Source organism: Sphingobacterium sp. UBA6317 (assembly GCF_002440385.1).
GTDB classification, from domain to species: Bacteria; Bacteroidota; Bacteroidia; order Sphingobacteriales; family Sphingobacteriaceae; genus Sphingobacterium; species Sphingobacterium multivorum.
On sequence record NZ_DJTD01000039.1, the window covers coordinates 140,897 to 163,633 of the forward strand.

Genomic DNA, 22,737 nt, shown 5'->3' on the forward strand with positions numbered 1-22,737 from the left:
GCGTTTTGTAATAAACAGCACGGCCGCCATCTTGTTTAAGCCAACGACCGACTATAAATTATATCGCTGACAATGAATGTGATAAAAATTAAACCATTGTGCCTTCTTGATTGTTTGCTAATAATATTAGTAATTTTGAACTGAGCAACTACCAAATTAAGAGAGGCCGAAGGACGGCTTTTTTATACAATTGAAAAAACATGGAGAGGAGTATAGTACATTGTGATCTCGATACATTTTTTGTATCTGTCGAGCGCTTGCAGAACAGCAAGCTCATCGGAGTACCTGTGCTCATAGGAGGAAGTAGTGACCGCGGGGTAGTTGCGTCTTGTTCCTATGAAGCCCGTAAGTTTGGCGTGCATTCCGCTATGCCCATGCGTCTGGCACTACGCATGTGTCCCGAAGCCGTTGTAGTCCGGGGCGATCACGATCGATACAGCCACTATTCCGGTATCGTTACACAGATTATCGAAGAAGAAACGCCTATTGTCGAAAAAGCCAGTATAGACGAACATTATCTCGATGTCTCCGGTATGGACCGCTTTTTTGGTTGTTGGAAATGGACCCAGGAGCTCCGCCAGCGTATTATCCGAGAGACTGGGTTACCCATTAGCTTTGGCCTGTCGGTCAACAAAACCGTCTCTAAGATCGCCACCGGTACGGCCAAACCCTGTGGCGAAAAGCAGGTACAAAATGGTACCGAAAAAGGTTTCCTCGCACCGCTATCCATCCGCAAGATTCCCATGGTAGGCGAGAAGTCCTTTACCTTGCTCCGAAATATGGGGATTTCCAAGATCGGAACCCTACAGCAAATGGAGGTGTTCACCATGCAGAAGGTCCTCGGGGAAAATGGGATCAACATCTGGCGCAAAGCCAATGGGCTTGATGATTCCCTGGTGTTGCCTTTTCGGGAGCAAAAGTCCATCTCCAAAGAAAATACCTTTCAGCAGGATACTATCGATATGGATGTACTCCGTCGCACGCTGATCAGCATGGTCGATATGCTCGCTTTCGATCTGCGCAAAGAGCAGAAACTAACCAGCTGCGTCACCCTCAAGATCCGTTACAGCAACTTCGATACCCATACGCAGCAGTTGCAGATTGGCTATACCAATTCGGATCGAAAGCTTACCGATGTGGTGCTTTCGCTATTCAAAAAACTCTATAGCCGCAGGATGCTCATACGACTTATTGGGATCAAGTTCTCGGGCCTGATATACGGTTCTTACCAGACCGATCTCTTTGACGATAGCACCGAGGAGGTTAACCTCATGCAAGCCATGGACAAGATCCGAAAACGCTATGGGGCCGAATTTCTGATGAAGGCCATCTGTGCGCCGCTGCCGGAGAAAGGAGGGGAGCATGCTCTTAAATCTACATAGCTATTATAGCCTACGTTTTGGTACCCTCAGCCTGCAGGATCTCGTGTCGGGCATGCTTGCTGGCGGTTATGATACCGCCGTGCTTACCGATATCAACAACAGTTCGGGATCACTGGATTTTATCAAACTGGGGCGCGCAGCCGGACTGAACCTACTCGCAGGGATGGAGTTCCGCAACGACGATCAGCTTTGTTTTGTAGCCATCGCCAAAAATGAGTGTGGCTTCCGTGAGATCAATGAGTATCGAACTAAGCTCAATATGGAAAACCGCGCTATACCGGAGCGTGCGCCCGAATTTGAGGAGGTCTTTGTCATCTATCCCTTTAGCAGGCTCAATGCCTTTCCATTGCGGGACTTCGAATACATCGGCGTTCGACCCAGTGAGCGGACCCGCGCCCAGCTGATGGACCACAAGGTACTTGATCGCTGTGTGATACTAGCACCCGTCAGTTTCCGCAAAACCGACTACACCTTACATCGGCAATTAAGGGCGATTGATAACAACTTGTTAATTTCGCAGCTTAACAAAGGGCAGATCGCTGCCGAGGACGAGGTATTTATCCCTCGGGTCAAGCTTATGCGCTTATTTGCCGACTTGCCCCAATTGCTGGCGAACACCAACCGTATACTGGGCCAGTGTTCTTTCAGTTTCGATTTCACCAGTGTTAAAAATAAAGCAACCTTTACCGGTAATCGCTACAACGATAAGCAGCTCCTGTACAAGTACTGCATGGATGGCTTTTCCAGACGCTATGGTCGTAACGACCGGGTGGCAACCGAACGCATCCAGCGCGAGCTCGAGATTATCGAAAACCTGCGTTTCTCCAGTTATTTTCTCATTACCGACGATATCTGCCGCTACGCACGTGGGCGCAATTTTCACTATGTAGGCCGTGGATCGGGGGCCAATTCTGCTGTTGCTTATTGCTTGGGGATCACCGATGTTGACCCCATTGCACTTAAGCTTCCCTTTGAGCGTTTTCTCAATCCCAAGCGCAAGAGTCCGCCTGATTTTGATATAGATTTTAGTTGGAATGAGCGCGACGAGATGTACGACTATATCTTTAACCGCTATCAGACCGGTCATACAGCCCTGATGGGCGCCATGAGCACCTTTCGCTCCCGCAGCATCCTGCGCGAGCTGGGTAAGGTATATGGGCTACCCAAGGCCGAGATCGACCGCCTGGTGCATGAGCCCGATCATATGCTCAACAAAAATGAGGTGACTAATACAATTCTGAGCGTTTACAACCGCATGGCCGATTTTCCCAATCAGCGGACCATCCATGCCAGCGGCGTGCTCATTTCGGAGGAACCGCTCACCTGTTATTCAGCAATGGACAATCCGCCCAAGGGATTGCCGACCATGCAGTTTGATATGTATGTGGCCGAAGATATCGGTTTTGAAAAGTTCGATATCCTTTCCCAGCGAGGTATCGGCCATATCAAAGATTGCCGGACCATTGTGCGGGAAAACTTGGGTGTGGTGATCGATACCGACAACCCCAAGCGTTTTTTTCAGGATGCCCATATTGCGACGCAATTAAAATCGGCCAATACCATCGGCTGTTTTTATATCGAGAGCCCGGCCATGCGGCAGCTGCTCACCAAACTGCGTTGCGATGATTACCTGACGTTGGTGGCAGCATCCTCCATTATTCGGCCTGGTGTGGCCAGTTCGGGTATGATGGGCGAATATATCCGCCGGCATCACGACCCCACGACGGTCGTCTATCCGCACCCTGTGTTTAAGGAGCAGCTTGAAGAGACCTATGGGGTGATGGTTTATCAGGAAGATGTGATGAAGATTGCCAATGCCTACGGTGGACTCGATATGGCCGATGCCGATGTGCTCCGACGGATGATGTCGGGCAAATATCGCAGCAAGGACCATCTGATAGAAATTGAGGATAAGTTCTTTTCCAACTGTAAGGCGAAGGGCTACGACGAAAAGACGAGCCGCGAGATCTGGCGGCAGATGGAAAGCTTTGCCGGTTATTCCTTTAACAAGGCGCATTCCGCATCCTTTGCTGTAGAGAGTTATCAGAGTCTTTTCCTCAAGACTTACTATCCTTTGGAGTTTATGGTTGCGGTACTCAACAATTATGGTGGGTTTTACAATCGTAAAGTCTATGTCAATGAGGCGCGAATTTCAGGCGGCAATATCTGCCTGCCCTGTGTCAATCAGTCCGTTTTTAATACCTCCATTCAGGGTAAGGATATTTATCTGGGTTTTGACTGCCTGCTCAACTTGGAGGGTAAACTGGCCCATCGCATTATCGAAGAGCGCGAAGCGAATGGCACCTATACGAGTCTGGAAAATTTTGTTAAGCGCACACAGACGGGTATTGAGCAGGTTGTTATCTTGATCCGTGTTGGAGCCTTGCGCTTTACGGGGACGGGAAAAAAGCAATTGCTGTGGGCTTCGCATCTGATGATGAGCAAGCATAAGCCTGTTGCAACGGGTATGGCGCTCTTTGAGACTGAGAGTCGCAAGCCTATACTGCCACCCTTAGAAGAAGATATCCTGGAGGACTATTACGACGAAATGGAGCTGATTGGGTTTTGCGTTACCGGGACGCTTTTCGACCTTACCAAAAGCGATTACCGGGGCGATATGCCAGCTAGAGAGCTTTATCTGCATGAAGGGAAAATAGTCCGCGTTGTGGGGGATTTTGTCTGTGAGAAATTTGTGAAGACCAAGCGTGGCGACCTGATGAAATTCGGTACTTTCCTCGATGCCGAAGGGCGTTTTTTTGATACCGTCCATTTCCCACAGAGCCTGGTCAAATATCCGCTCCGTGGGGCGGGAATCTATTTGGTTGAAGGCAGAGTTGTCGTAGAATATGGTTGCCCTTCCATTGAGGTGATCCGCTGTGCTAAAATGCCATTAAAGCCAGATCCTAGAAGCGAGTAACCTGCCGCTTTAATCCAGTACTGCGGTGAGGTTGGGATTAATCACAAATTTACCTTCTGCAGTCTCTTGGATGAAATCTGATAGATTGATATGAAGCATTAGCGTATGGTTTTCATTCGGAGAAAGCTTATTGTCGGCTGCGATATTCACCGCGATAATTTGTCCTTGCGGCATCTCTAAAGCATAGGGAAGGTCATCTATGACTATTTCATTTCCTGTAGGGGCAACTTTTAGCATAACTTCCTGTAGGCTGCCATGGGGCACATGTCCACCCGCGATGATGCTATCCTTTTGAATTCCGAGGATGTTTACCCTTTTATTTGCCTCGATTTTTCCTCCACCTGCAGACGTGCGGGTCCATAACTGCTGGATCTCGAGATGGACTGCATCATACTGATCACCTTCAGTTTTTATCTTCACTTTTAAGTGCGCCTGCTCGGGTGCGGGGCTATCATCCTCATGGCAGCTACCTAAAAGTATGAGGAGGACCAGGCCCATAAGATGCAACAGCACAGAAACCCTGCGGGCGGTTAACTTTGTATTTTTTCTATTGGAAATCAGGGGCATAATTGTTTTTTATAATTGAACACAAGAGGAGCGGTCATCGTTTGCTTTTTTGTAAAAACAGCCCGCTACGTGAGCCATATACACATTGTCCATTTTTCTCTTACTATTCAATTTAACTTTTCATATCTTTGTAGTTCATGCAAAAACAACTATTCACATATTATAGTTTAGCGATTGGAATGATTGCCTGATTCCGGGTGTCTTGCTTCTTGCGTTTCGCTGGTAATAAGCATGTTACCAGTGGTATACCTGTGAGTCATTCGGATGACCAATAATCAGCAATTTAATTCATCATTCTAAATTAATAATAAATGAATAACCTCGCATTATTTGGTTGGAATAGTGACCTATTTCAGCTTAAACAAGAATCTACATATTCTAATCTTTTTCATGGTCGTGTTTCGGCTGTGAACAAAACTAACTACGAGATCATGTCCGAGAACGGCTTGCTATTTTGCGAGCTGGCGGGCAATCTGCTCTTTGGAAAGTCAGCGTTTGAGCTACCCTGCACGGGGGACTGGGTTATCTTTCAACCTTTTGACGACAACAAAGGAATAATTGTCGATATCCTATCGCGTACCCACACATTGTACAGAAGAAAGAGTGGTACCATTTCGGATAAACAGGCAATAGCATCTCATATAGACAAAGCTTTTATTGTTCAGAGCTTGGATGCCAATTTTAATCCCCGTCGAACGGAACGGTTTATGGCCCAGGTATTGGAAGAAAATATTCAACCGGTGCTCATACTCACTAAATCTGATTTGGATTTTAATCGACAGGACATAGATGAGTCGTTAAAACACCTTACCAGCAATGTGCAAGTATTTTACACAAGCATTCATTCCACAGAGTCCATTGTTCTTGTACGTGAATCTATCCTGCCTGGGGAAACAATAGTATGTATAGGCTCCTCTGGTGTAGGAAAAAGTTCTTTAGTCAATGCGTTATGCGAACGCACAGTGTTGCTCACCTCCGAAACAAGTAACGCCACAGGGAAAGGTAGGCACACCTCAACCCGGAGAGAAATGGTCTTGATGGATGGTTCCGGCGTTTTGATTGACACTCCCGGTGTAAGAGAATTCGGTTTAGCGTTAGAAACTCCCGAAACATTGGAAGACGTATTTGATTTCTCTGGATTTGCTGGCTCCTGCCGCTTTGACAATTGTGCTCATCTTTCCGAACCTGGATGTGCAGTTAAGAATGCGTTAGACAATGGTCTTTTAGAACCTCGTGTATACGAAAGCTACTTAAAATTGAGAAAGGAATCATGGCATTTCTCCGTATCTGAACATGACAGGCGCAAAAGAGATAAATCCTTCTCAAAAATCGGGGAGGAGGCGAAGCGAATAAAGAAACGCTAATCAATTTTTCAATTTTATACAGATGTTCCTTAACAATGTTGAACATCTGTATATTTAAGATGCAGATATCAAACCTTGGTAGTCACGAATTCACTTTCTAATATACTATACCACCCGAAACGACCACTTTTCGGGGGAACATTTCATGTAGCGGATATAATAACAGAATCGAATGAATCAGGGAAAATTACTACTTTATTAAAAAGGCCGGCGACATGAATTACCGACCTTTATAACTACTAAAACAAACTAACTTAACCTATCAGATAACGATATCCATTTATAATAGTTCATTTTTTAGCAAAAAAAAGGACTAATCTTTCGATTAGCCCCTAACTAAATTATAGACAGATCCATAAAGGACCGGAAAATACGTTTAAAATGGCCAGGCCTAAAACCTGACCATACAATTAAATCAATCTAACTGAACTGATACATAACGATTGACGCTAAATGGACAATTCTGTTAACAGCTTGGTTTGATAAAAATGAAAAAGCCTTGAGGGGGGAACCCAAGGCTCTAATTATTATTAACCTATATTTTTGAAAAGTACTTATAATACAATGTCGAATTACTTTTAGTTTGAAAAAAATAAAAAAGGCTGATCCTAAGACCAGCCTTTAAAATCAACCATAAAAAATAAAACCTATTAATCGTGTCCTTCAGTCTTAACGATCTTATTGTAAATTCCCAATAATAAAAACGGTGCCGCCCACTGACCGACGAACAAAGCTGTATTATCATCTTTTGTTTTGCAACATTTTAATGCTGCTGAAATTCCCATCGCTGCAAGTGATGCCGCCAAGAATAAAATTGAGGGAATTTTAGAAGTTTGCTGTTCTACTTCTTTTGTTACTTTGTCTTCATTTCCTGTTGTAAGTGCCATAATATATACTTTGGTTTATTAATGAACTACTTTCAAGAACGAATAGTTTAGTTTTATACAAAAAAAACCAGGACTCAGAATCTCGACCTTCCATTCAAGATATTGCACTAAAGACTTTTATGTCGTTACTTTGGTATTCCTAAGAAATAAAATACGCTATTTTGTGTTAAGGTTCTTCGTTATCTGCCATGATTTTAAATGATGATTGTAGGTGAGCATCCAAGTCGTTTCGTTGGATCTCTTTCCTTTTTCATTTATATATTCACCTACTCGTACTGTTATCAGCGTTGTAGTATCTCTAAGTATTTCAGCATATGCTTTTTCACCAGTGCTAAGTTCTGCTATTGCCGGAATATTTTCTACACCTACTTCGGGTTCGAACAGGAATGTTGCTGTACAGCCAACATTGAGACTTTTTCCTTGAAATATGATTCCGTTCATGATGTTATATTTTTAAGGGTGAGAAATTCATATTAACGAGATAACCGCTTTATTATCAGGGCTTTTTTTAAAGTTTATTGTAACATAACATTTACGGATGTTATTTATTTTGTCTTGCTAATTTTATGAAATAAATATTACATTTTTTCACTAAGATCACGAGTCCCTTGATGCGGGGGTGGATCCATTGCAAGCGATCGGTTTGGTTCGGGGTCAGCTGTAGGATCTTTGACTAAGCACAAAGTTAACGAATTTCGAACCATATGGGCTTCATTACTGTTCCAAAGTAAAGAGAACCGTATATAGCTTTTGAAGATGAAATTTGTCAAAGTAAATCGAGTCGTATTAACCGCGCTGCGAGCGATGGGGTATAATGTGCTGATTTCACCTGTCGAAGTCCAGGATCCACAAAATATTACTTGGAAGGCGATGTGGGTAGAGAACGTCGATACCTGGATTAGGAACTTGTATTGTGGGCAGGGAAGTACGGCTCGTCCAAATATTCTTGACATTAATTATGTACTGGCCAACGTTCCCGAGTGCTATTTGTCAGGAAGTGTATTTATAGAAAGTGATAAGGTCTATTAGTCTATAAATCCGCTTCGTTATTTGGCGTGAATATCTTCTGTTTAAAGATTATTGTGGCTACGTTTTTTTAAGAGATCCAGAGGTTAAAGAATCGTTGTACGATTACCCATTTACCATTCACTGTTTCAAGAAGAAATGCATAGAATCTCTCACAAACTTATTATAAATGAACGCCCTTCGTTCTCCTTCACGTTGCAGTTTGATACCAGCCGAATCGTCAGACAAAATTGTTTCTAAAATGGAAACATAGTCTTTTTGCACTGAGCTGTCATTGTATTGATAGTTTATTTTGTTGTTAAATACTGCTTTTAGGAGTTACATGTATCAGCCGAGCTTACAGCCATACTTATGCTCTACACGTATCACCATCTGCTGTCTACTGAAAATGGATTAGTTATTTTTGGGATACTAGTATTTTTTCTAATAATAGGTTATTAGTAGAAATATTTTTTTCGTCTTGTATTCCTCGAAAAAAATCCACTTTTTTATCTAATCTAGAAAGTATTTCATTCATGGTGAATTTATACCTATCAAGACCAGGTTTTACCTCTTTCCATTCTAGCGGAGTGCTCACGATCGGTTGATGATAAGGTCTAACAGAATAAGGAGCCGCTAAGGTATCGGCGTAATCGTTTTGATTGGCATCAATGTAAACTTTTCCTTTTCGATGGTTAACGGTCTCATTTCTTATGCGTTTTTGCCCCTTTGGTATCGAGTACTTTATTTACAAAAGGTGATTCATCTATCTCTATGGCCTGCAGCTTTTTAAGAATACCGGGCATTTCTTTGTCTTTAAAACCTCCGCCGCTGCGACCTATCCAAGTGAACTTTCCATTTTCATAGGTGCCGAATAAAAGGCTTTTAAAAGATCTCGCCTTATCGGATTCTGCCCAGCCGCCAATTACAAATTCTTGTCGTTTGCGGGTTGGAGTTTTTAACCAGTCATTGCCCCGCTCGCCTTCCGAATACTTACTATCTGTCTTTTTTGCAACGATGCCCTCCAAGTTTAAATCCAGCATTTGGTGATATAATGCCGGGCCATCATCGAAACTATCGCTGTACCGGAAAACTTCATTGTCCTTAACCAGCATTTTTAAAAGCTCCTTTCGTTCAGTAAGCGGAAAACCTCGCAAATCTTGGCCGTCCATCCATAATAGGTCAAATACGCAATATTTGATTGGGGATTCATGCCCATTGTAGAGCTGTAAGGCGTCAAAGTCGGGCTGCTCTTCTTGATTGAATACAACTACTTCGCCATCAATAATAACGTCGTGTTTTAGGTTTTTAAGTGCCTTTTCGACCGGTGGATATTTGGAGGTATAGTTTAACCCGCTTCTGGAGTCCATGTGTACTTTCCCTTTTTCGACAAAAGAGATAATGCGATAACCGTCCCATTTCACTTCATAGAGATAATCGTTTCTATCTATAGGCTCTTTAATTAGTGTACAAAGCATCGGTCTTATGTGTGCTGGCATCTTTTTCATAACAGGACTTTCCGGGTAAACATACGCCACGTGCCTTTAGTTCTCGGAAAGCCTGTTTTGTTAATATCTTAGAACCTTCAAACTCTATTGATTGGCAGTTGTTCTATTCCAAAATTATTTATTATGACAGACAATAAAAATAAAAAAGATGCAAGAGACCGCAACCAGGTAGCTGGTGGTGAATCTTACGAGGTAGATTATTTGGCAAAAGAACTTGGCGTAACCCGGCAGCAAGTCGAAGAAGCAATCAAAAACGTTGGTAATGGTCGTAAGGATGTTATAAATTATTTGAAAAATAAAAAATGAAAATATGGCAGCTATAGCAACATTCACTGGAATTCCGGTGACAAATAACATAGGAGTAGAAAAATACTGTGATTTTGAGGTAGGACAGGAGGGGCAAAACGGACCATATGCCCGAATTACGATGGATGGCTGCCAGCTGATCCTAGATGAAGATTTTGGTTATATAGAGGGCGATCTTGCGGAAGAGTGGAGGGAACCCGCTATTGCCAAACTTCTTCTTTTACTGGAAGTAGACCGAAATCGAGATGTAACTTTGAGCTAACTGATTTGTTCATTACTTTTTCATGTTTAATTATGATATTCAGGTTACAAAGACTCTACTATTTATTAGCGTGCATTTGGCCAGGTATTTTGGAGAGTATTGAAAGATAAAAATAAATATGGCTGCTAATAAGAAATCCAAAAATGAGCTGTTAAAGGAGGCACGATTGCAGGAGCTCGAAGGAAAAACCGAAGATGCCATCAAAAGCTACAACACGGTTATCAGGAAAGACCCATTACAAGCAGGGGCATATAACAGAGTAATGATTCTTTATAGAAAGCTCAAAGAATATAAGAAGGAGTTAGCCATTATTAAGCAGGCTATTGCTGCCTATGAGAAGGATTTTAAAGACGATCAACAGATCTGGAAGAAAACAAACAGTAAATCCGCACGCGTCAGTCTTAGTTTAGCTAAATCTATGGGGCTACTCAACGATAGAGGCCTGCCTGTATATGAAGAACCTCAAATCATCACCTGGAGAAAACGTTTGGATACCGTACAGAAAAAAATTAAGACACCTGCTAAGCCACAAAAAAAGAAACCGGCAAAACGTTTAAAAAAGCAGAGTTAAACGCACCAATAAGCTCTTAGGATGACTCACTCTCTACAATTTCAATCGTCATCAATGTAAACTCGATAATGAGTCCAGCCGTATAAATCGACTGGACTTTAATACTTTATTTCTTCAAACCTTTCTCTTTTTCCATTTCTTTAAGCATCCAGTTTCGATGTTTTTCCTCTCTTTGAGGACTGATGCGATTTAGAACAATACATCGTGTCCAGTATATCTGTTGCCACGGCGGGATGATAGAATGTAGCATTTTCAAATTCGATAGGCTGCAATGGATAGTAGCTCTTTTTCTCAAAAATATACCCGTCATTGGTATGGATTTCATTCCCGATTATACTGAGGTGTTTCAGGCACGCGTAGGATATCAAATAAATTTATCTGTTTCTGTACTAATTAGTTAATTGACACAGGATTGTTACAGGAGGAATTTTTTCTTAATTTCGAACCGTTAATATTTATAATTCATTCCATTTATGCTGTTCATTTATACACGTTACGAGTACGTTTTAGGAAGTAAAAATATCACTGCAACATTAAAAAATGAGACCATACCGCAGAATTTCAATCTTAGTATCATTACACCTGCGACCAAATTTTTAGGGTTTCCGGTTGGAGGAGGTCTGGTAAAAATGTCTCGTTTAGTCAATCAGTACGGGCAGGTCATCCACGCAAGAAATTATTCGCCTGAAATAAAAGAAGAGGTAAAGAAATTTAAGAAGACACTAGAAATTCCCTATTTCAAACTTTGGAAAGGATATTTGATTATAGCATCGATAGCAATTATCGGCTCTATTATTTACGGTATTAAACTGAACATGGATGGCAAGAAATATCGGAATGAAAAAGAAAGTCTTGCTAAGTCGGCTCAACAATTACAGGCAGGACAACTATATGGAGCAAGTTTCTTTACCGATGCTGAAGGAAATAACATCCAAGGTTTACCAGCAGGTTGGGTTAAGATTCTAAAGATAGAAGGAGATACAATCTTTGTCCAACGGTCTAAAAAAATATCGGATCGTGCGATGTTTGAAATGAAAGATTTGGAATCAATTAAGCCAACATCGGATGAAGACTGGAATAATAGGATCGAAAAAATGAATTATACGCTATTTAAAGAAGCTGTGAACAATAAAAATTTATCCGGTATTGATTTATCTTATATTGGTGCAGATCACGATAAATATTCTGGCGTTATTATGTCTTTTAAAGGCGTTGAATGATATTATTTCTAGGATTAAAATTAGAAAAATAGGCGGGAAGACAAGAAATTTTGATGGGATGGAAGCAGAAAATACAGAACAAACACAGCGCAATATATGGTCCAAAAAAAGCAGTCGACTTTTAATAGTGCTACCTTTTTTGCTGCCATTATTTTTTATCGGAAAAACCTTTGGCTGGTGGCAAAAAGAATTTGTTGCCAGGGGGTATATTATCGGAATAGAGTCAAACGGTAAAGTTTATGAGTTGGGCAATGGAGGCGGCTTTGCTTTCAGTAAACGTTTTGTTAGGGATAAGAATGTATTTTTAAAGGCGGGAGCTGGCACGGTATGTTTTATTTCTGCACTAGCGGAACAACAATATCAGCTCAATTCTGAAACTACTGTTAACCCATTTTTTCAGGGAAGTGTTACCTTCATCAATAACAGTGAAAGCTCGAAAGTTTATTGTCAGGAAGAGAAAAAATACATCGATGCGAGTTCATACTATACGGTCAATAGTGTCTTTGATAGGAACGGGCATCTTTTGTTGGCTTACAGCACCGACAATGAAGCACCAAAATCCTTAAGAAAGACTCCGTTTATTAAAACTATTATAAATCAGGGGATGTCTCGGCGCTCAGGCGGAAGTGTAAGCGATGTAGAAGACCCTTATATCAACGTTTCAGAAATCTTTGAGCAATTTTTCGATAGAAAACTGAATTATTCTGTTGACGAAGAAAAAAAAATCATACGTTTAATACTATAAGCATCTACTCCATATTTATTTCCGCAGGTAAGTATTGGAGGTAACATTTTTCAGGGCTAAGTCTAGCTCATAAACAATGAGCCTGAAGAGTTTTTAAACTTACGCTAGTTCGTAACAAAACCCCTTACAGCCTGGGCATTTTTGAGAATCAATTGCAGGTGTGTTGCTTTAATACATGAATTACCAATTATCAATATTGGTTGATTTTTCAAGAATGGATTTGATCAGCCCATTAAAGTACGCGTTTACGAATTGATGTTTTTTCTCATTTTTGGGGCTACCGTTGCCTTTGAAATAAAATTTTTTCACGTTCATTTTATTCCAAGTACCGTTGTAATTCATAATTTGAGCACTGAAAGTTGGACTATTGATTCTTATTTTTCCATCTTTAAACAAAAAAGACAAGGTATAATCGACATCATAGTAAGCAATACCCGATGTTTTAAGTCCTCTTTGTTGGTAAGCTGCTAAAGTTATCGCCTGCCCGGGAACCAAAGTCAGGCCTTCTTTGGGATTGGAATACAAGCTATTGATCGACTTTAATACATTATCGTAAAGTTCTTGCTGTTTAACGCCAGGAACTTCTACTACGGTATAATCTAGATTCTCTTTAGAAACGAAACCTGTTGGAGCTAGGGTGAAATATTGTGGAAGCGCCAAATTTGTGAACAGAAGCAAAAATATTCCGGTAATGATATAATTTTTCATATTAAATTGTTTTAAAGAGAATTAACTTAGCCAATTTTACAAAATAATTCTTTAGTCGCATCAATGTTTCTGCAATGTACTTCATTGTAAAAGAAAATCCAATTGAAAAGTGCATACAGAGGATGTCGAACCATTTTATAACTATACCACTGAGGAAATTGTTTGCAAATCAATGTATATATTTGAATACTAAAAAGATTTAAAGATGATAAAATCAATGCGAACACCAACTATTACCATTGGAATTATAATAATTATTTTAAATTTATTTGGCTGTTCTGGACATACTAAGCAAAATAATAATAAGCCATCAATTCAGAATCCATTAACCGAGCAGATTATTGATACGACTTCGGATGACATGTTATTGGAAGTCGTTTATGATAACCTCTTTCGTAAGTTATCGCCGGCATATGACAAAGAATATGAAATCGTCTTGTCCTGGAACAAATCCAGACAAGCAATTTATATGATCAGCCAATTAGAAGGAGAAGTAAATAATGGTGGTTATAACCAGTTTTATTTTAATTCAAGCGGTCAATTTGCTGCTGCGTTGCCAGAAGCGCTGAAATTAGTTGGCGCTACTCAATTTGCTGATCTGACCGAGCGGGCAAACAGCACATTTGAAAAGGAGAAATCGAAAATAACCGAAGATCAGGATGGTACGGTAGAAGGTTTTAGTAAATCTTATGAAAACAATCCGCTCAACAAATTTGACGAGGAGTTCTACAAACTTAATGACGCTAAAAACTTGCAAAAAATTCTGGTTGACTACATCCGAAAGAACAAGAAAGAGTTTATTGATTAGCATGTATTTACATATAGCCAAAAGTAAAATTAAAATTAGAGAATTTGGACCTCGATAGTTTATATGTTGAACGATGCCCTTATCACCGTATTGATTAATGACATTTTCCAGTTGATGATAAAAATGTCACAATGGAAAGAAAATTTTAGATAATTTTTTTACTGACATGCATTTCAGTAATTTTGAATTTATAACATAAACTTTAAGTAAGAATGGAAAAGTATAATTACGGGGTGATTGGTCTGGGTGTAATGGGAAGAAATCTGCTTTACAACATTGCCGATAATGGTTTTTCTGTCGTAGGATTCGATTTAGATGAAGAAAAGGTAATCGAACTTCGTAAAGGAGTGGCTTCAGGTACACAGGTTGTTGGAACTGTTTCACTAGATGAATTTGTATTGAATTTAGAAAGTCCGCGAAAAGTTATTTTGATGGTACCAGCAGGCAAACCGGTTGATGCTGTTCTTGAAAGCATAACCCCGCTGCTGAGTCCAAAAGATATTGTCGTCGATGCGGGAAATTCTTATTTCAAAGATACCGAGAGACGTATAGCCGATTTAGCTTCTAAAAACCTTCATTTTATGGGAATGGGAGTTTCTGGAGGAGAGCAGGGCGCCAGAAGAGGACCGAGTATTATGCCAGGGGGAGATTTGGAAGTTTTCAATTTGGTGAAGCCTATGCTGGAAGTTATTTCAGCAAAAGTAAAGGGGGAGCCCTGCACCGCTTATATGGGGAAAGGAGCTGCTGGGAATTATGTTAAAATGGTTCACAACGGTATTGAATATGCCATCATGCAATTAATCAGTGAAGCATATGATTTACTGAGAAAAGGAGCTAATCTTACGAATGAACAATTGTATGAAGTTTTCAAAAGATGGAATGAAGGCGAGATGAATTCTTTCCTTATTGAAATAACAAGAGATATCTTCCAGCAAAAAGATGATGTAACAGACGGTTTTCTTGTCGACAAGATTTTAGATAAAGCAGGAGCAAAAGGAACCGGAAAATGGACCTCCCAGGAGGGTATGGAAATTGGGGTCTCTATTCCAACCATCGATATTGCCGTAACATCAAGAATTTTATCCGCTTACAAAGATGAGCGAGCAAAAGCTTCTCAATTATATGCTAAAGAAGAAGTAAAAACTCCAGAAAATACAGAATTGTTTATCAAAGAGGTGGGGGATGCTTTGTATTTATCTACTTTAATCAGTTATGCTCAAGGTTTGGCATTATTGGTAAAAGCTTCTGAGGAATATCAGTTTGAAATTCCGTTAAAAGATGTTGTTAAAATCTGGAGAGGTGGGTGTATCATCCGTTCTGTTTTATTGGAGAAATTTTATCTGGCTTATTCAAAATACGAGAACTTATCTAATATTTTATTGGATCAGGAAATTTCAGAAATTGTAAAAGATAAAATTCCGTCATTAAGAAAAACAGCTGCTTTTGCTGTATCAAACGGAATTCCAAGTTTAGGAATTCAGTCGGCTCTAGGGTATTTCGAAGCTTACACCACAGCATCTTTACCTGTAAACCTGCTTCAGGCTCAGCGTGATTATTTTGGTGCGCACACTTACCAAAGAACAGACAGAGAAGGAGTCTTTCATACTTCATGGCAAACCCCAAATAACTAGATCCTAACAATGAGTGACAATACAATCCTGCATCCAACAACGATCGTTATTTTTGGTGCAACAGGGGATTTGGCAAAAAGAAAGCTTTTTCCAGCCTTCTACAATTTATACATCGATGGCAGAATGCCCAAAGGTTTTAATATTCTAGCTTTAGGAAGAGCCGAAAATACGGATGAAAAATTCAGCGCTTATATTAAAGAAAATCTGGAGAGTTTTTCCAGGAAGACCGTAACCAAGGAAGATTGGGCTGGTTTTCAGGCTCACATCAGCTATTTTCAGCATCAGCTTAATGAAGAAAGCTCTTATCAGAATTTATATCAGAAACTGGAGAATTTTGATAAAGTGTACGGAATGAGAGGAAACAGACTTTTCTATTTGTCGATTGCACCAAACTTTGTATCGGTAATTTCAAATCATCTTAAAAATACATCAATAGCATCTGATCCTGCAACAGATCGAATTATTATCGAAAAACCTTTTGGTCACAATAAAGAATCTGCCATTGAGCTAAATAATCTTCTTTCACAAACTTTCCAGGAAGAACAGATTTATCGTATTGATCATTATTTAGGTAAAGAAACAGTACAGAATATTTTGGCATTCAGATTCGGAAATTCAATTTTTGAACCTCTTTGGAACCACAGACATATAGAATCGGTGCAGATTACGGTTGCCGAAGAAGTCGGAGTGGAAACAAGAGCCAGTTTTTATGAGCAGACAGGAGCTTTGCGCGATATGATTCAGAACCATCTTTTGCAAATTCTTTGTATGGTTGCTATGGAACCTCCGGCTTCACTTGGATCGGGTGAGATCAGGGACCGTAAAGTTGATGTTTTAAAATCCATCCGTAGGATTTCTCCTGAAAAAGTAGATCATTATGCGGTAAGAGGACAGTACGGACGAGGCAAAGTAAATGGGCTAAAAGTAAATGGCTATCGCCAGGAGGAGGGAATTGCTCCTGATTCCAATACCGAAACATTTGTCGCTATCAAGTTTTATCTGGATAATGAAAGATGGGAAGATGTTCCTTTTTATGTTCGTACCGGGAAGAAGATGAAAGAAAAGCATTCTTATATAACGATTCAGTTTAAGCCACTTCCCAATTCTATGTTTTCAGAAAGCACCTCGCTTCTGTCGGCTAACCGATTGATTATTAATATCCAGCCACAAATGGACATCAGATTGCAGTTTATGTCTAAAAAACCAGGCTTGTCCTTAGCGCTTAAACCTGTGGAAATGATTTTCGATAATTTTGCCTGTCAGACCGATACTCCCGAAGCTTATGAAACTCTTTTATTGGAAGCACTTGTCGGAGACCTTACACTGTTTATGCGCTCTGATCAGGTAGAAGAAGCTTGGGATGTGATAAAAACAATTCAGGAAACCTGGGAAAAAACCAAAGACCCCTCTTTCCCAAATTATGCTTCAGGAAACTGGGGACCTGATGACAGTGATGCACTGGTAGAGCGGCAGGGACATCAGTGGGTTTAAAATCTAATTAAAAGAAAATGAATATTACGATATTTGATAATCTGGATGCTTTATATAGAGCAGCAGCAGATACATTTGTTGAGCGTTCGAAAAAAGCAATCCAGAAGCATGATAAATTTGTGGTTGCGTTAAGTGGTGGCTCTTCACCGAAAGCTATTTTTAGTTTATTAGCTACTCCTGAATATGCCGATAAAATAATTTGGGAGAAAATCCATTTTTTTTGGGTAGATGAAAGATGGGTTTCTCTTGAAGATGAGAAAAGTAATTTTAAGATGACTTTGGAAGTACTCTTGAATAAGGTACCAGTCAATAAAAATCAGATTTTCCCCATGTATAAAGAGGGAATTGAGCCTGAAAATTACGCTAAAGAATACGAAGCGCAAATCAGAAATGTTTTGGGAGCTGACGGTGTTTTTGATTTCATCCTTTTAGGAATGGGCGATGATGGCCACACAGCTTCTCTGTTTCCAGGTGAAAAGATTTTACAGGAAAAGGAAAAATGGGTTGATGCCTACTATCTAAAGCCGCAGGAAATGTTTAGGATTACGTTGACTGAACCTATCATCAATAAAGCTGAAAATATTCTGATTGTTACATTCGGTAAATCCAAGAAAAACGCTTTGAACGAGGTTCTTAATGGTGTATATAATCCTGAACTATATCCGCTACAGTTAATTGAAAAGAAAGCAGGAGTACAGCTTTTTACTGATAAAGAAGCTGGAATTTAATTTAATTGTCTTTTCGGGGTAAGCAATATTAACCTCCATTTCGAAATTGAGATTATTAAAAAGACCTTTCCGCTATTGCGGAAAGGTCTTTTTGATTCCTCTTATCATGCGATGGAAGGAATCACTGTAACCAGGGTATTTCTGTTATCCTTCAGACATTGCTAAAGTGAGGTTAGCCGTAAATTCAAGCCCTGTGGTCGTCAGTGCCTTTATGGTTACCTTATAGCTACCAGCTTTCAAACGATCACTTTTTTTCACGGAAACTGTACCTGTTTGGGCATTTACGCTAAACAGGTTTTCGCTATCTGTAAATGGCAGTCCATCTTTTTGTATTGAAACCAGTTCAAATGCAGATTTATATTTTTCGGGATATAGTGTTGGTGCTGCAGAGACATAACCATTTGAAAGACCGATGTGTATCAGACTAAAGTCGATTGTCAGGTTTAGATCGGGATAATATTGTCCAAACAAGAACTTAATTTGTGGAATCAGAATGACTCTAAAAGTCGTTGAAGCGACAGGAAAACCATCTTTCCTAAGTTCGGGAGTCAGTTCGAACGACCTTTCAGCTTTTTTTTCCGGATCGCCAGCATCTTTTGATAACTTGATATGTGTATCTGCTATTGAAGCGATATTTTCCTGGCCATCCTTTTTTGCCAAGTGGAAACTAGCGCCATTAATCGATAGGCCTAGAGGATCTATTTCAAAATCAGTAGATTGGTCGCCATACAATACATACGAATAAGGTAACTCGCCGCCGCTTTTTAGGCCTTTGATAGCGATTGTTCCAGCCGTTATCTTGACTGAAAAATTTTCTTTTCCTACCACTGTGCCATGCGATTCTTTGGCTATCACTGTGACTTTATAATCATCGGGAATGCGTGCGCTGCTCGATTGGGCTCCGTTTGGATAGAGTAGGGCACTGTTAATCTGTATGCTTTGTTTTTCGCTATCGTATTTGATTGCTTGATTCAGTTTGTCACTGAGCTTACTCCCGTTGCTCAAATTGATGTCTGCAGTCTGGGAAAAGTCAAAACTGAATGTCAGTCCTGTACTTGTAGTTAGGTCTTTCGGAAGATGAATTTCTTGTGTTTCGCCGTAGCGTACACTGACCTGCGATGGTAACGAAAGTGAGATTTCAGTGGGAGTAGCGGCTGTTTCCTTTTTACAGGATGATGCCGAACCGAGCATCAGAGTCAGCGCTGCAGCTAGAGCGATTGGTGTGTTGATGTACTTCATATGATGTAAAATTTTGACGAAGGTAGCAATTGTAAATTATTAATGCAACATGATTGCATTTACTATTATCTTTTTTATTTTTGCAGCTCAAACAGGAATAGGTTATACTATGTTACGGTATCAGAATAAAGTTTTTTTAGCATCTCTCGTGATGTTAACTAGCGCAAAAACTGCGCATGCACAGCGCACACCATCAGTGGATACATTGCGAAGCTATACGCTTCCCACCGTAGAGGCAACTGGCTTTGTGCCGGGGCATGGGCAAAAGAAGAGGCTCGATCGAAATCAGCTAGATCGTATTCAGGCGCAAACGCTCGGTGAAACATTGAGTCATATTTCCGGGATACAAAACGCTTCTTTCGGTCCCAATTCCGGCATGCCCATGATACGCAGTCTAAGTGGTAGCAGGGTAGGTGTTCTTTCCAATGGTCTTTCTGTCAATGATCTGTCGGGAATCAGTCCTAACCTAAATCCCAATTTCGATATGGACAATCTACGCGAAATAGAACTTTACAAGGGTGCTGCTGCTGTATTATTCGGAGGAAAGGCGATTGGTGGAGCGGTCAATCTCAAAGACAACACCATTCCTATGAGCCGTCTGCCACAGAAGATTGCAGGCCAAGCCAGTGCGGAGTTAGGAACCAATAGTGGCAATAGCCAGTCGCTGGCCTTCAATGCAAACCTTGGAAAATACTGGGTGGGACATATCGGCGCGATGAGGCTCAGGCACGGAGACCTTAAGATTCCGGGCAATACAAAGGCGGCTATTGCTTATGATCCTAAGATCGATCATTTGACAGCCGCAATGGCACAGGTAAATGTAGATCGCGAGACGATTCGAAATTTGACGCTATATCCCTATTTAAGTCAGTTTGTGCTCGATAACATGGGCGATCCAAAGTGGGGTTTATCGGAGGCCGACCTGTATACCTTTGAAGATTATTCATTTATCAATGGAGCAAAAGTCCGAAATCCTCAAAATGACAAATATATCGCCGGACAGGATCCCAACACACCATTTTACACCGAAGTCGTTCATGGGATTACAGATTACGTACCTGTCAAACGCGGAGTGATGCCCAATAGTCATGCCGAGAGAAGCGCTGTCAATGCAGGAGCCAGCTATATCAGAGACAACTTTCGAGTAGGTCTCGGGCTTTACGCTCTTGAAAGCTATTATGGTATTCCTGGTTTTGCACAGCGCAACAAGCCTGTCCATAGCCACAGCACAGTTTGGACCCCCATATATGAGCCGATCAATACACGCACTTATTCCTATGCCTGGCAGTTAGAATCTGCTTTTAAGCCAAACACACAGTTGATCTCGGAAATTAAATTTAATTATAGAGGTGAGTTGTCGGACGACCGGGAGCTCTTGGGCAGGTACCGTGTCAATAAGTTCGATAGTGAGCGTCATGCGTTTCGATCCGAGATAACGCAGCAGTTTACCCGTTTTTGGTCTGGGACGAGTGGATTTGATTTTTCATTTGTAGCCTTAAAGGGCGAGGGGGATCGGCGGTATATTCCCAATAATCTGAGTCGGGAAGGAGGGATCTTTACGTTGCAGAAAATAGAATTTAATCCAGTTGCCCTTCATATGGGCTACCGACATGACTGGGTTGCCCGACGTACTTTGAGCGATCCTACCTACCAGCGGAGCCGGGGGATGGCCGGGGGACAGCTTTTGGCTCGGGATTTTAGCTTAAATCACTTTTCGGGAGATATCAACTATTCTATTTTTGACATTGCCTATTTACAGGCTACATTTTCTCACGCAGAACGAGCACCGGGGGTCAATGAACTTTATGCTGGGAACGACCATTTCGCAATCCTGGTAGAAGAAAATGGAGATGATCGACTTAACAAGGAAAGCTCAAATTCCTATGAGTTATCCGGAGGGGTAAAATATGCTGGATTAAAACTGTCGGCGACGCATTACCGCAGCTTCTTTAAAAATTATCTCTATTTGGCTCATACAGGCATTTCCCGTTCTGGTGGTTTTTTGGTTAAGGAATGGCGTGCTTCAGACACCGAGATCCAGGGTTGGGAGTTGGAAGGAGGTTATACCTATGCGTGGGCAGCCGGTTGTCATCTCGCATTAAATGCGTTCGCCGATCTTGTCAAAAATATAAATACATCAGATGATAGTATGCGCAAATGGGCCGAAGGAGATTATATGCCCAACCTACCGACCAGTAGATATGGAATATCCGCGTTACTTCAATATAAAAAGTTTTTTGGGAACGCCAATTTCGACCGGTATCTGAAACAGCGTTATTTAGGTAAAAATATCAATATTGAGCCACCGATGCCGGCCTATTCCTTGCTATCTGGTCAATTAGGTTACAAGGTGAATTTAAAAAAGTATGAATTTGTCTATTTTATTTCCGGAAATAATCTATTGAATGTTGAAGCACGTCCGCAAAATTCCATACTCAAATATCTAGCTCCACTACCGGGGCGTAATATTTCTATTGGATTAAAGCTATTGCTCTAATGAAGAAAGGTGACGATCGATTCATTTAAGTCAGCCACATCCTAACTTGTTTGAAAAAGGGGCGAAACCAAATCGAAAAATTCTGCTGGTGATTCACTTTCATTATTTAATAGATTGTTGCCCTGAATGTTTTTATAGGGGACATCGATATTGACGACATCAGCTTTATAAGCTGAACTAATGTTTTCTATTTCCATTTTAGCGAGCTCCCCGTGTTTAACTGTTTAGAGGACGCAAGATTATTGCCGACCTGTTCTCCCGTACCAAATTAATGTATTTCGGCAGGGTAGCAGTACCCGAAAGTATGGTTTCGAAATTATCTTCACTTATGAGGTTCCAACTAGCCCAATCTTTATACCATCGGAGTTCATAGGAAATACTAGTGCCATTTTTTTTCAGAATAAGTTTATGCTCACCAGGTTCATCCATAAAAACAACTGATTTGTCAACTTTAGTTCTTAATTCAATGGCAGATTGTGCCAATTCCTTCAACGAATCGTGAAAAAAGGAAATGTTGAGTGTGACAGTCTTTTCTATATTTCCAATTTCAAGAGCAGCCTAGTCTCCAGTATTTAAGGTGAAAACTGATTTCATTGTTTTCAGCGATTTCCTCTACAATTTAAAAAGAATATATTATATCCGTGGGATTTTGTATTTCAGACCTCACATTTTTCGGTATCTCCCACATACCGCCTACATACACCTCATCGAAGCTGATCGTTGGCAGATCGGTATTGTATTGGCGTGTTCTATTATTGCACAGGTTACTTGCAAATAAAGTTGATGATTTTTCATTTTTAGATAGAATACATATATGGTTTCCTCGTCAACAATATATTAGCTGTTTTCAGTTTTGTGTTAACTTTTTGTTATAGAATATTTCACTTGCGTCCTAAACGTT

23 protein-coding genes are annotated in these 22,737 nt (G+C 40.6%); 14 read left to right on the top strand and 9 right to left on the bottom strand.

Annotation, left to right across the window (positions count from 1 at the left end; all coding sequences use genetic code 11):
• The first annotated feature begins 200 nt into the window (after nucleotides 1-200).
• On the top strand, nucleotides 201-1,382 hold the full coding sequence (gene dinB, locus B3E92_RS12700; RefSeq protein ID WP_286897058.1) for a DNA polymerase IV: 1,182 nt from the start codon (nucleotides 201-203) through the stop codon (nucleotides 1,380-1,382).
• A complete protein-coding gene (locus B3E92_RS12705) occupies nucleotides 1,363-4,299 on the top strand; it encodes a DNA polymerase III subunit alpha (protein WP_286897061.1) in 2,937 nt (978 codons plus the stop codon). Before dinB ends, B3E92_RS12705 begins: the two co-directional genes overlap by 20 nt.
• A gap of 9 nt (nucleotides 4,300-4,308) precedes the next feature.
• Here the strand turns inward: B3E92_RS12705 and B3E92_RS12710 are convergent, their stop codons facing one another.
• A complete protein-coding gene (locus B3E92_RS12710) occupies nucleotides 4,309-4,866 on the bottom strand; it encodes a DUF4382 domain-containing protein (RefSeq protein WP_286897063.1) in 558 nt (185 codons plus the stop codon).
• 311 nt (nucleotides 4,867-5,177) lie between these two features.
• Here B3E92_RS12710 and rsgA point away from each other — a divergent pair, with 311 nt between their 5' ends.
• Nucleotides 5,178-6,230 carry a ribosome small subunit-dependent GTPase A gene (gene rsgA / locus B3E92_RS12715; protein WP_286754543.1) on the top strand — a complete coding sequence of 351 codons (1,053 nt, stop codon included), beginning with the start codon at nucleotides 5,178-5,180 and terminating at the stop codon, nucleotides 6,228-6,230.
• Between the two features lie 650 nt (nucleotides 6,231-6,880).
• Here rsgA and B3E92_RS12720 read toward each other — a convergent pair.
• Together B3E92_RS12720 and B3E92_RS12725 are read right to left on the bottom strand one after the other, a co-directional pair.
• On the bottom strand, nucleotides 6,881-7,117 hold the full coding sequence (locus B3E92_RS12720; RefSeq protein ID WP_112374587.1) for a hypothetical protein: 237 nt from the start codon (nucleotides 7,115-7,117) through the stop codon (nucleotides 6,881-6,883).
• Between the two features lie 156 nt (nucleotides 7,118-7,273).
• Entirely contained in the window at nucleotides 7,274-7,558 is a 285-nt protein-coding gene (locus tag B3E92_RS12725; RefSeq protein ID WP_286897066.1) for a hypothetical protein, read from the bottom strand.
• A gap of 315 nt (nucleotides 7,559-7,873) precedes the next feature.
• Between B3E92_RS12725 and B3E92_RS12730 the strand changes: the two genes are divergently transcribed.
• Nucleotides 7,874-8,146, top strand: a complete 273-nt coding sequence (locus tag B3E92_RS12730) for a hypothetical protein (RefSeq protein ID WP_286897068.1) — start codon at nucleotides 7,874-7,876, stop codon at nucleotides 8,144-8,146.
• A 394-nt stretch (nucleotides 8,147-8,540) separates the two neighbouring features.
• Here the strand turns inward: B3E92_RS12730 and B3E92_RS24370 are convergent, their stop codons facing one another.
• Nucleotides 8,541-8,870 carry a hypothetical protein gene (locus tag B3E92_RS24370; protein WP_376781278.1) on the bottom strand — a complete coding sequence of 110 codons (330 nt, stop codon included), beginning with the start codon at nucleotides 8,868-8,870 and terminating at the stop codon, nucleotides 8,541-8,543.
• Complete coding sequence (gene ligD / locus B3E92_RS12735; RefSeq protein WP_286897071.1) at nucleotides 8,827-9,621, bottom strand: non-homologous end-joining DNA ligase; 795 nt, start codon at nucleotides 9,619-9,621, stop codon at nucleotides 8,827-8,829. The genes B3E92_RS24370 and ligD overlap by 44 nt, the downstream gene beginning before the upstream one ends.
• Nucleotides 9,622-9,753: 132 nt before the next feature.
• On the opposite strand from ligD, the gene B3E92_RS12740 reads away from it, so the two are divergent.
• From B3E92_RS12740 to B3E92_RS12750, 3 genes are all read left to right on the top strand, one after another.
• A complete protein-coding gene (locus B3E92_RS12740; RefSeq protein WP_286897074.1) occupies nucleotides 9,754-9,936 on the top strand; it encodes a DUF3606 domain-containing protein in 183 nt (60 codons plus the stop codon).
• 4 nt (nucleotides 9,937-9,940) lie between these two features.
• The gene (locus B3E92_RS12745) at nucleotides 9,941-10,198 is read left to right on the top strand and encodes a hypothetical protein (protein WP_286897077.1); all 258 of its coding nucleotides are present in this window, start codon (nucleotides 9,941-9,943) and stop codon (nucleotides 10,196-10,198) included.
• A 118-nt stretch (nucleotides 10,199-10,316) separates the two neighbouring features.
• Nucleotides 10,317-10,769: a tetratricopeptide repeat protein gene (locus B3E92_RS12750; protein WP_286897079.1), complete on the top strand. Its 453-nt coding sequence runs from the start codon at nucleotides 10,317-10,319 to the stop codon at nucleotides 10,767-10,769.
• Nucleotides 10,770-10,909: 140 nt separating this feature from the next.
• Here B3E92_RS12750 and B3E92_RS12755 read toward each other — a convergent pair whose 3' ends face one another.
• Nucleotides 10,910-11,137, bottom strand: a complete 228-nt coding sequence (locus B3E92_RS12755) for a hypothetical protein (protein ID WP_286897081.1) — start codon at nucleotides 11,135-11,137, stop codon at nucleotides 10,910-10,912.
• Nucleotides 11,138-11,242: 105 nt separating this feature from the next.
• Here B3E92_RS12755 and B3E92_RS12760 point away from each other — a divergent pair, with 105 nt between their 5' ends.
• Together B3E92_RS12760 and B3E92_RS12765 are read left to right on the top strand one after the other, a co-directional pair.
• Complete coding sequence (locus B3E92_RS12760; protein ID WP_112374589.1) at nucleotides 11,243-11,989, top strand: hypothetical protein; 747 nt, start codon at nucleotides 11,243-11,245, stop codon at nucleotides 11,987-11,989.
• The gene (locus B3E92_RS12765; protein ID WP_286897083.1) at nucleotides 11,982-12,734 is read left to right on the top strand and encodes a hypothetical protein; all 753 of its coding nucleotides are present in this window, start codon (nucleotides 11,982-11,984) and stop codon (nucleotides 12,732-12,734) included. The genes B3E92_RS12760 and B3E92_RS12765 overlap by 8 nt, the downstream gene beginning before the upstream one ends.
• A 180-nt stretch (nucleotides 12,735-12,914) precedes the next feature.
• Here B3E92_RS12765 and B3E92_RS12770 read toward each other — a convergent pair whose 3' ends face one another.
• Nucleotides 12,915-13,442, bottom strand: a complete 528-nt coding sequence (locus B3E92_RS12770) for a DUF4468 domain-containing protein (protein ID WP_286897084.1) — start codon at nucleotides 13,440-13,442, stop codon at nucleotides 12,915-12,917.
• Nucleotides 13,443-13,647: 205 nt separating this feature from the next.
• On the opposite strand from B3E92_RS12770, the gene B3E92_RS12775 reads away from it, so the two are divergent.
• The 4 genes from B3E92_RS12775 (at nucleotide 13,648) to pgl (ending at nucleotide 18,100) form a co-directional block, all read left to right on the top strand.
• On the top strand, nucleotides 13,648-14,250 hold the full coding sequence (locus B3E92_RS12775) for a DMP19 family protein (protein ID WP_286897087.1): 603 nt from the start codon (nucleotides 13,648-13,650) through the stop codon (nucleotides 14,248-14,250).
• Between the two features lie 212 nt (nucleotides 14,251-14,462).
• Nucleotides 14,463-15,881, top strand: a complete 1,419-nt coding sequence (gene gndA, locus B3E92_RS12780; RefSeq protein WP_286897088.1) for an NADP-dependent phosphogluconate dehydrogenase — start codon at nucleotides 14,463-14,465, stop codon at nucleotides 15,879-15,881.
• Between the two features lie 9 nt (nucleotides 15,882-15,890).
• Nucleotides 15,891-17,372, top strand: a complete 1,482-nt coding sequence (zwf, locus tag B3E92_RS12785; RefSeq protein ID WP_286897091.1) for a glucose-6-phosphate dehydrogenase — start codon at nucleotides 15,891-15,893, stop codon at nucleotides 17,370-17,372.
• A gap of 17 nt (nucleotides 17,373-17,389) precedes the next feature.
• Nucleotides 17,390-18,100, top strand: coding sequence for a 6-phosphogluconolactonase (pgl, locus tag B3E92_RS12790; RefSeq protein WP_286897092.1), 711 nt, complete (start codon nucleotides 17,390-17,392; stop codon nucleotides 18,098-18,100).
• 144 nt (nucleotides 18,101-18,244) lie between these two features.
• Here pgl and B3E92_RS12795 read toward each other — a convergent pair whose 3' ends face one another.
• Entirely contained in the window at nucleotides 18,245-19,339 is a 1,095-nt protein-coding gene (locus B3E92_RS12795) for a hypothetical protein (protein WP_286897094.1), read from the bottom strand.
• Nucleotides 19,340-19,490: 151 nt separating this feature from the next.
• On the opposite strand from B3E92_RS12795, the gene B3E92_RS12800 reads away from it, so the two are divergent.
• Entirely contained in the window at nucleotides 19,491-21,836 is a 2,346-nt protein-coding gene (locus B3E92_RS12800; protein WP_286897097.1) for a TonB-dependent receptor, read from the top strand.
• A gap of 216 nt (nucleotides 21,837-22,052) precedes the next feature.
• On the opposite strand, the gene B3E92_RS12805 is transcribed toward B3E92_RS12800, so the two are convergent.
• Entirely contained in the window at nucleotides 22,053-22,265 is a 213-nt protein-coding gene (locus B3E92_RS12805) for a hypothetical protein (RefSeq protein ID WP_286897100.1), read from the bottom strand.
• Nucleotides 22,266-22,737: the final 472 nt, after the last annotated feature.

Bases quoted from the DNA above. Each gene is read 5' to 3' on its own strand.
- B3E92_RS12805 (WP_286897100.1), bottom strand. From the start codon at position 22,265: ATGGATGAACCTGGTGAGCATAAACTTATTCTGAAAAAAAATGGCACT.
- gndA (WP_286897088.1), top strand. From the start codon at position 14,463: ATGGAAAAGTATAATTACGGGGTGATTGGTCTGGGTGTAATGGGAAGA.
- pgl (WP_286897092.1), top strand. From the start codon at position 17,390: ATGAATATTACGATATTTGATAATCTGGATGCTTTATATAGAGCAGCA.
- B3E92_RS12760 (WP_112374589.1), top strand. From the start codon at position 11,243: ATGCTGTTCATTTATACACGTTACGAGTACGTTTTAGGAAGTAAAAAT.
- B3E92_RS12740 (WP_286897074.1), top strand. From the start codon at position 9,754: ATGACAGACAATAAAAATAAAAAAGATGCAAGAGACCGCAACCAGGTA.
- B3E92_RS12795 (WP_286897094.1), bottom strand. From the start codon at position 19,339: ATGAAGTACATCAACACACCAATCGCTCTAGCTGCAGCGCTGACTCTG.
- B3E92_RS12770 (WP_286897084.1), bottom strand. From the start codon at position 13,442: ATGAAAAATTATATCATTACCGGAATATTTTTGCTTCTGTTCACAAAT.
- ligD (WP_286897071.1), bottom strand. From the start codon at position 9,621: ATGCCAGCACACATAAGACCGATGCTTTGTACACTAATTAAAGAGCCT.
- B3E92_RS12750 (WP_286897079.1), top strand. From the start codon at position 10,317: ATGGCTGCTAATAAGAAATCCAAAAATGAGCTGTTAAAGGAGGCACGA.
- B3E92_RS12705 (WP_286897061.1), top strand. From the start codon at position 1,363: ATGCTCTTAAATCTACATAGCTATTATAGCCTACGTTTTGGTACCCTC.
- B3E92_RS12710 (WP_286897063.1), bottom strand. From the start codon at position 4,866: ATGCCCCTGATTTCCAATAGAAAAAATACAAAGTTAACCGCCCGCAGG.
- dinB (WP_286897058.1), top strand. From the start codon at position 201: ATGGAGAGGAGTATAGTACATTGTGATCTCGATACATTTTTTGTATCT.
- B3E92_RS12730 (WP_286897068.1), top strand. From the start codon at position 7,874: ATGAAATTTGTCAAAGTAAATCGAGTCGTATTAACCGCGCTGCGAGCG.
- B3E92_RS12720 (WP_112374587.1), bottom strand. From the start codon at position 7,117: ATGGCACTTACAACAGGAAATGAAGACAAAGTAACAAAAGAAGTAGAA.
- B3E92_RS12725 (WP_286897066.1), bottom strand. From the start codon at position 7,558: ATGAACGGAATCATATTTCAAGGAAAAAGTCTCAATGTTGGCTGTACA.
- zwf (WP_286897091.1), top strand. From the start codon at position 15,891: ATGAGTGACAATACAATCCTGCATCCAACAACGATCGTTATTTTTGGT.
- B3E92_RS12800 (WP_286897097.1), top strand. From the start codon at position 19,491: ATGTTAACTAGCGCAAAAACTGCGCATGCACAGCGCACACCATCAGTG.
- rsgA (WP_286754543.1), top strand. From the start codon at position 5,178: ATGAATAACCTCGCATTATTTGGTTGGAATAGTGACCTATTTCAGCTT.
- B3E92_RS12745 (WP_286897077.1), top strand. From the start codon at position 9,941: ATGGCAGCTATAGCAACATTCACTGGAATTCCGGTGACAAATAACATA.
- B3E92_RS12775 (WP_286897087.1), top strand. From the start codon at position 13,648: ATGATAAAATCAATGCGAACACCAACTATTACCATTGGAATTATAATA.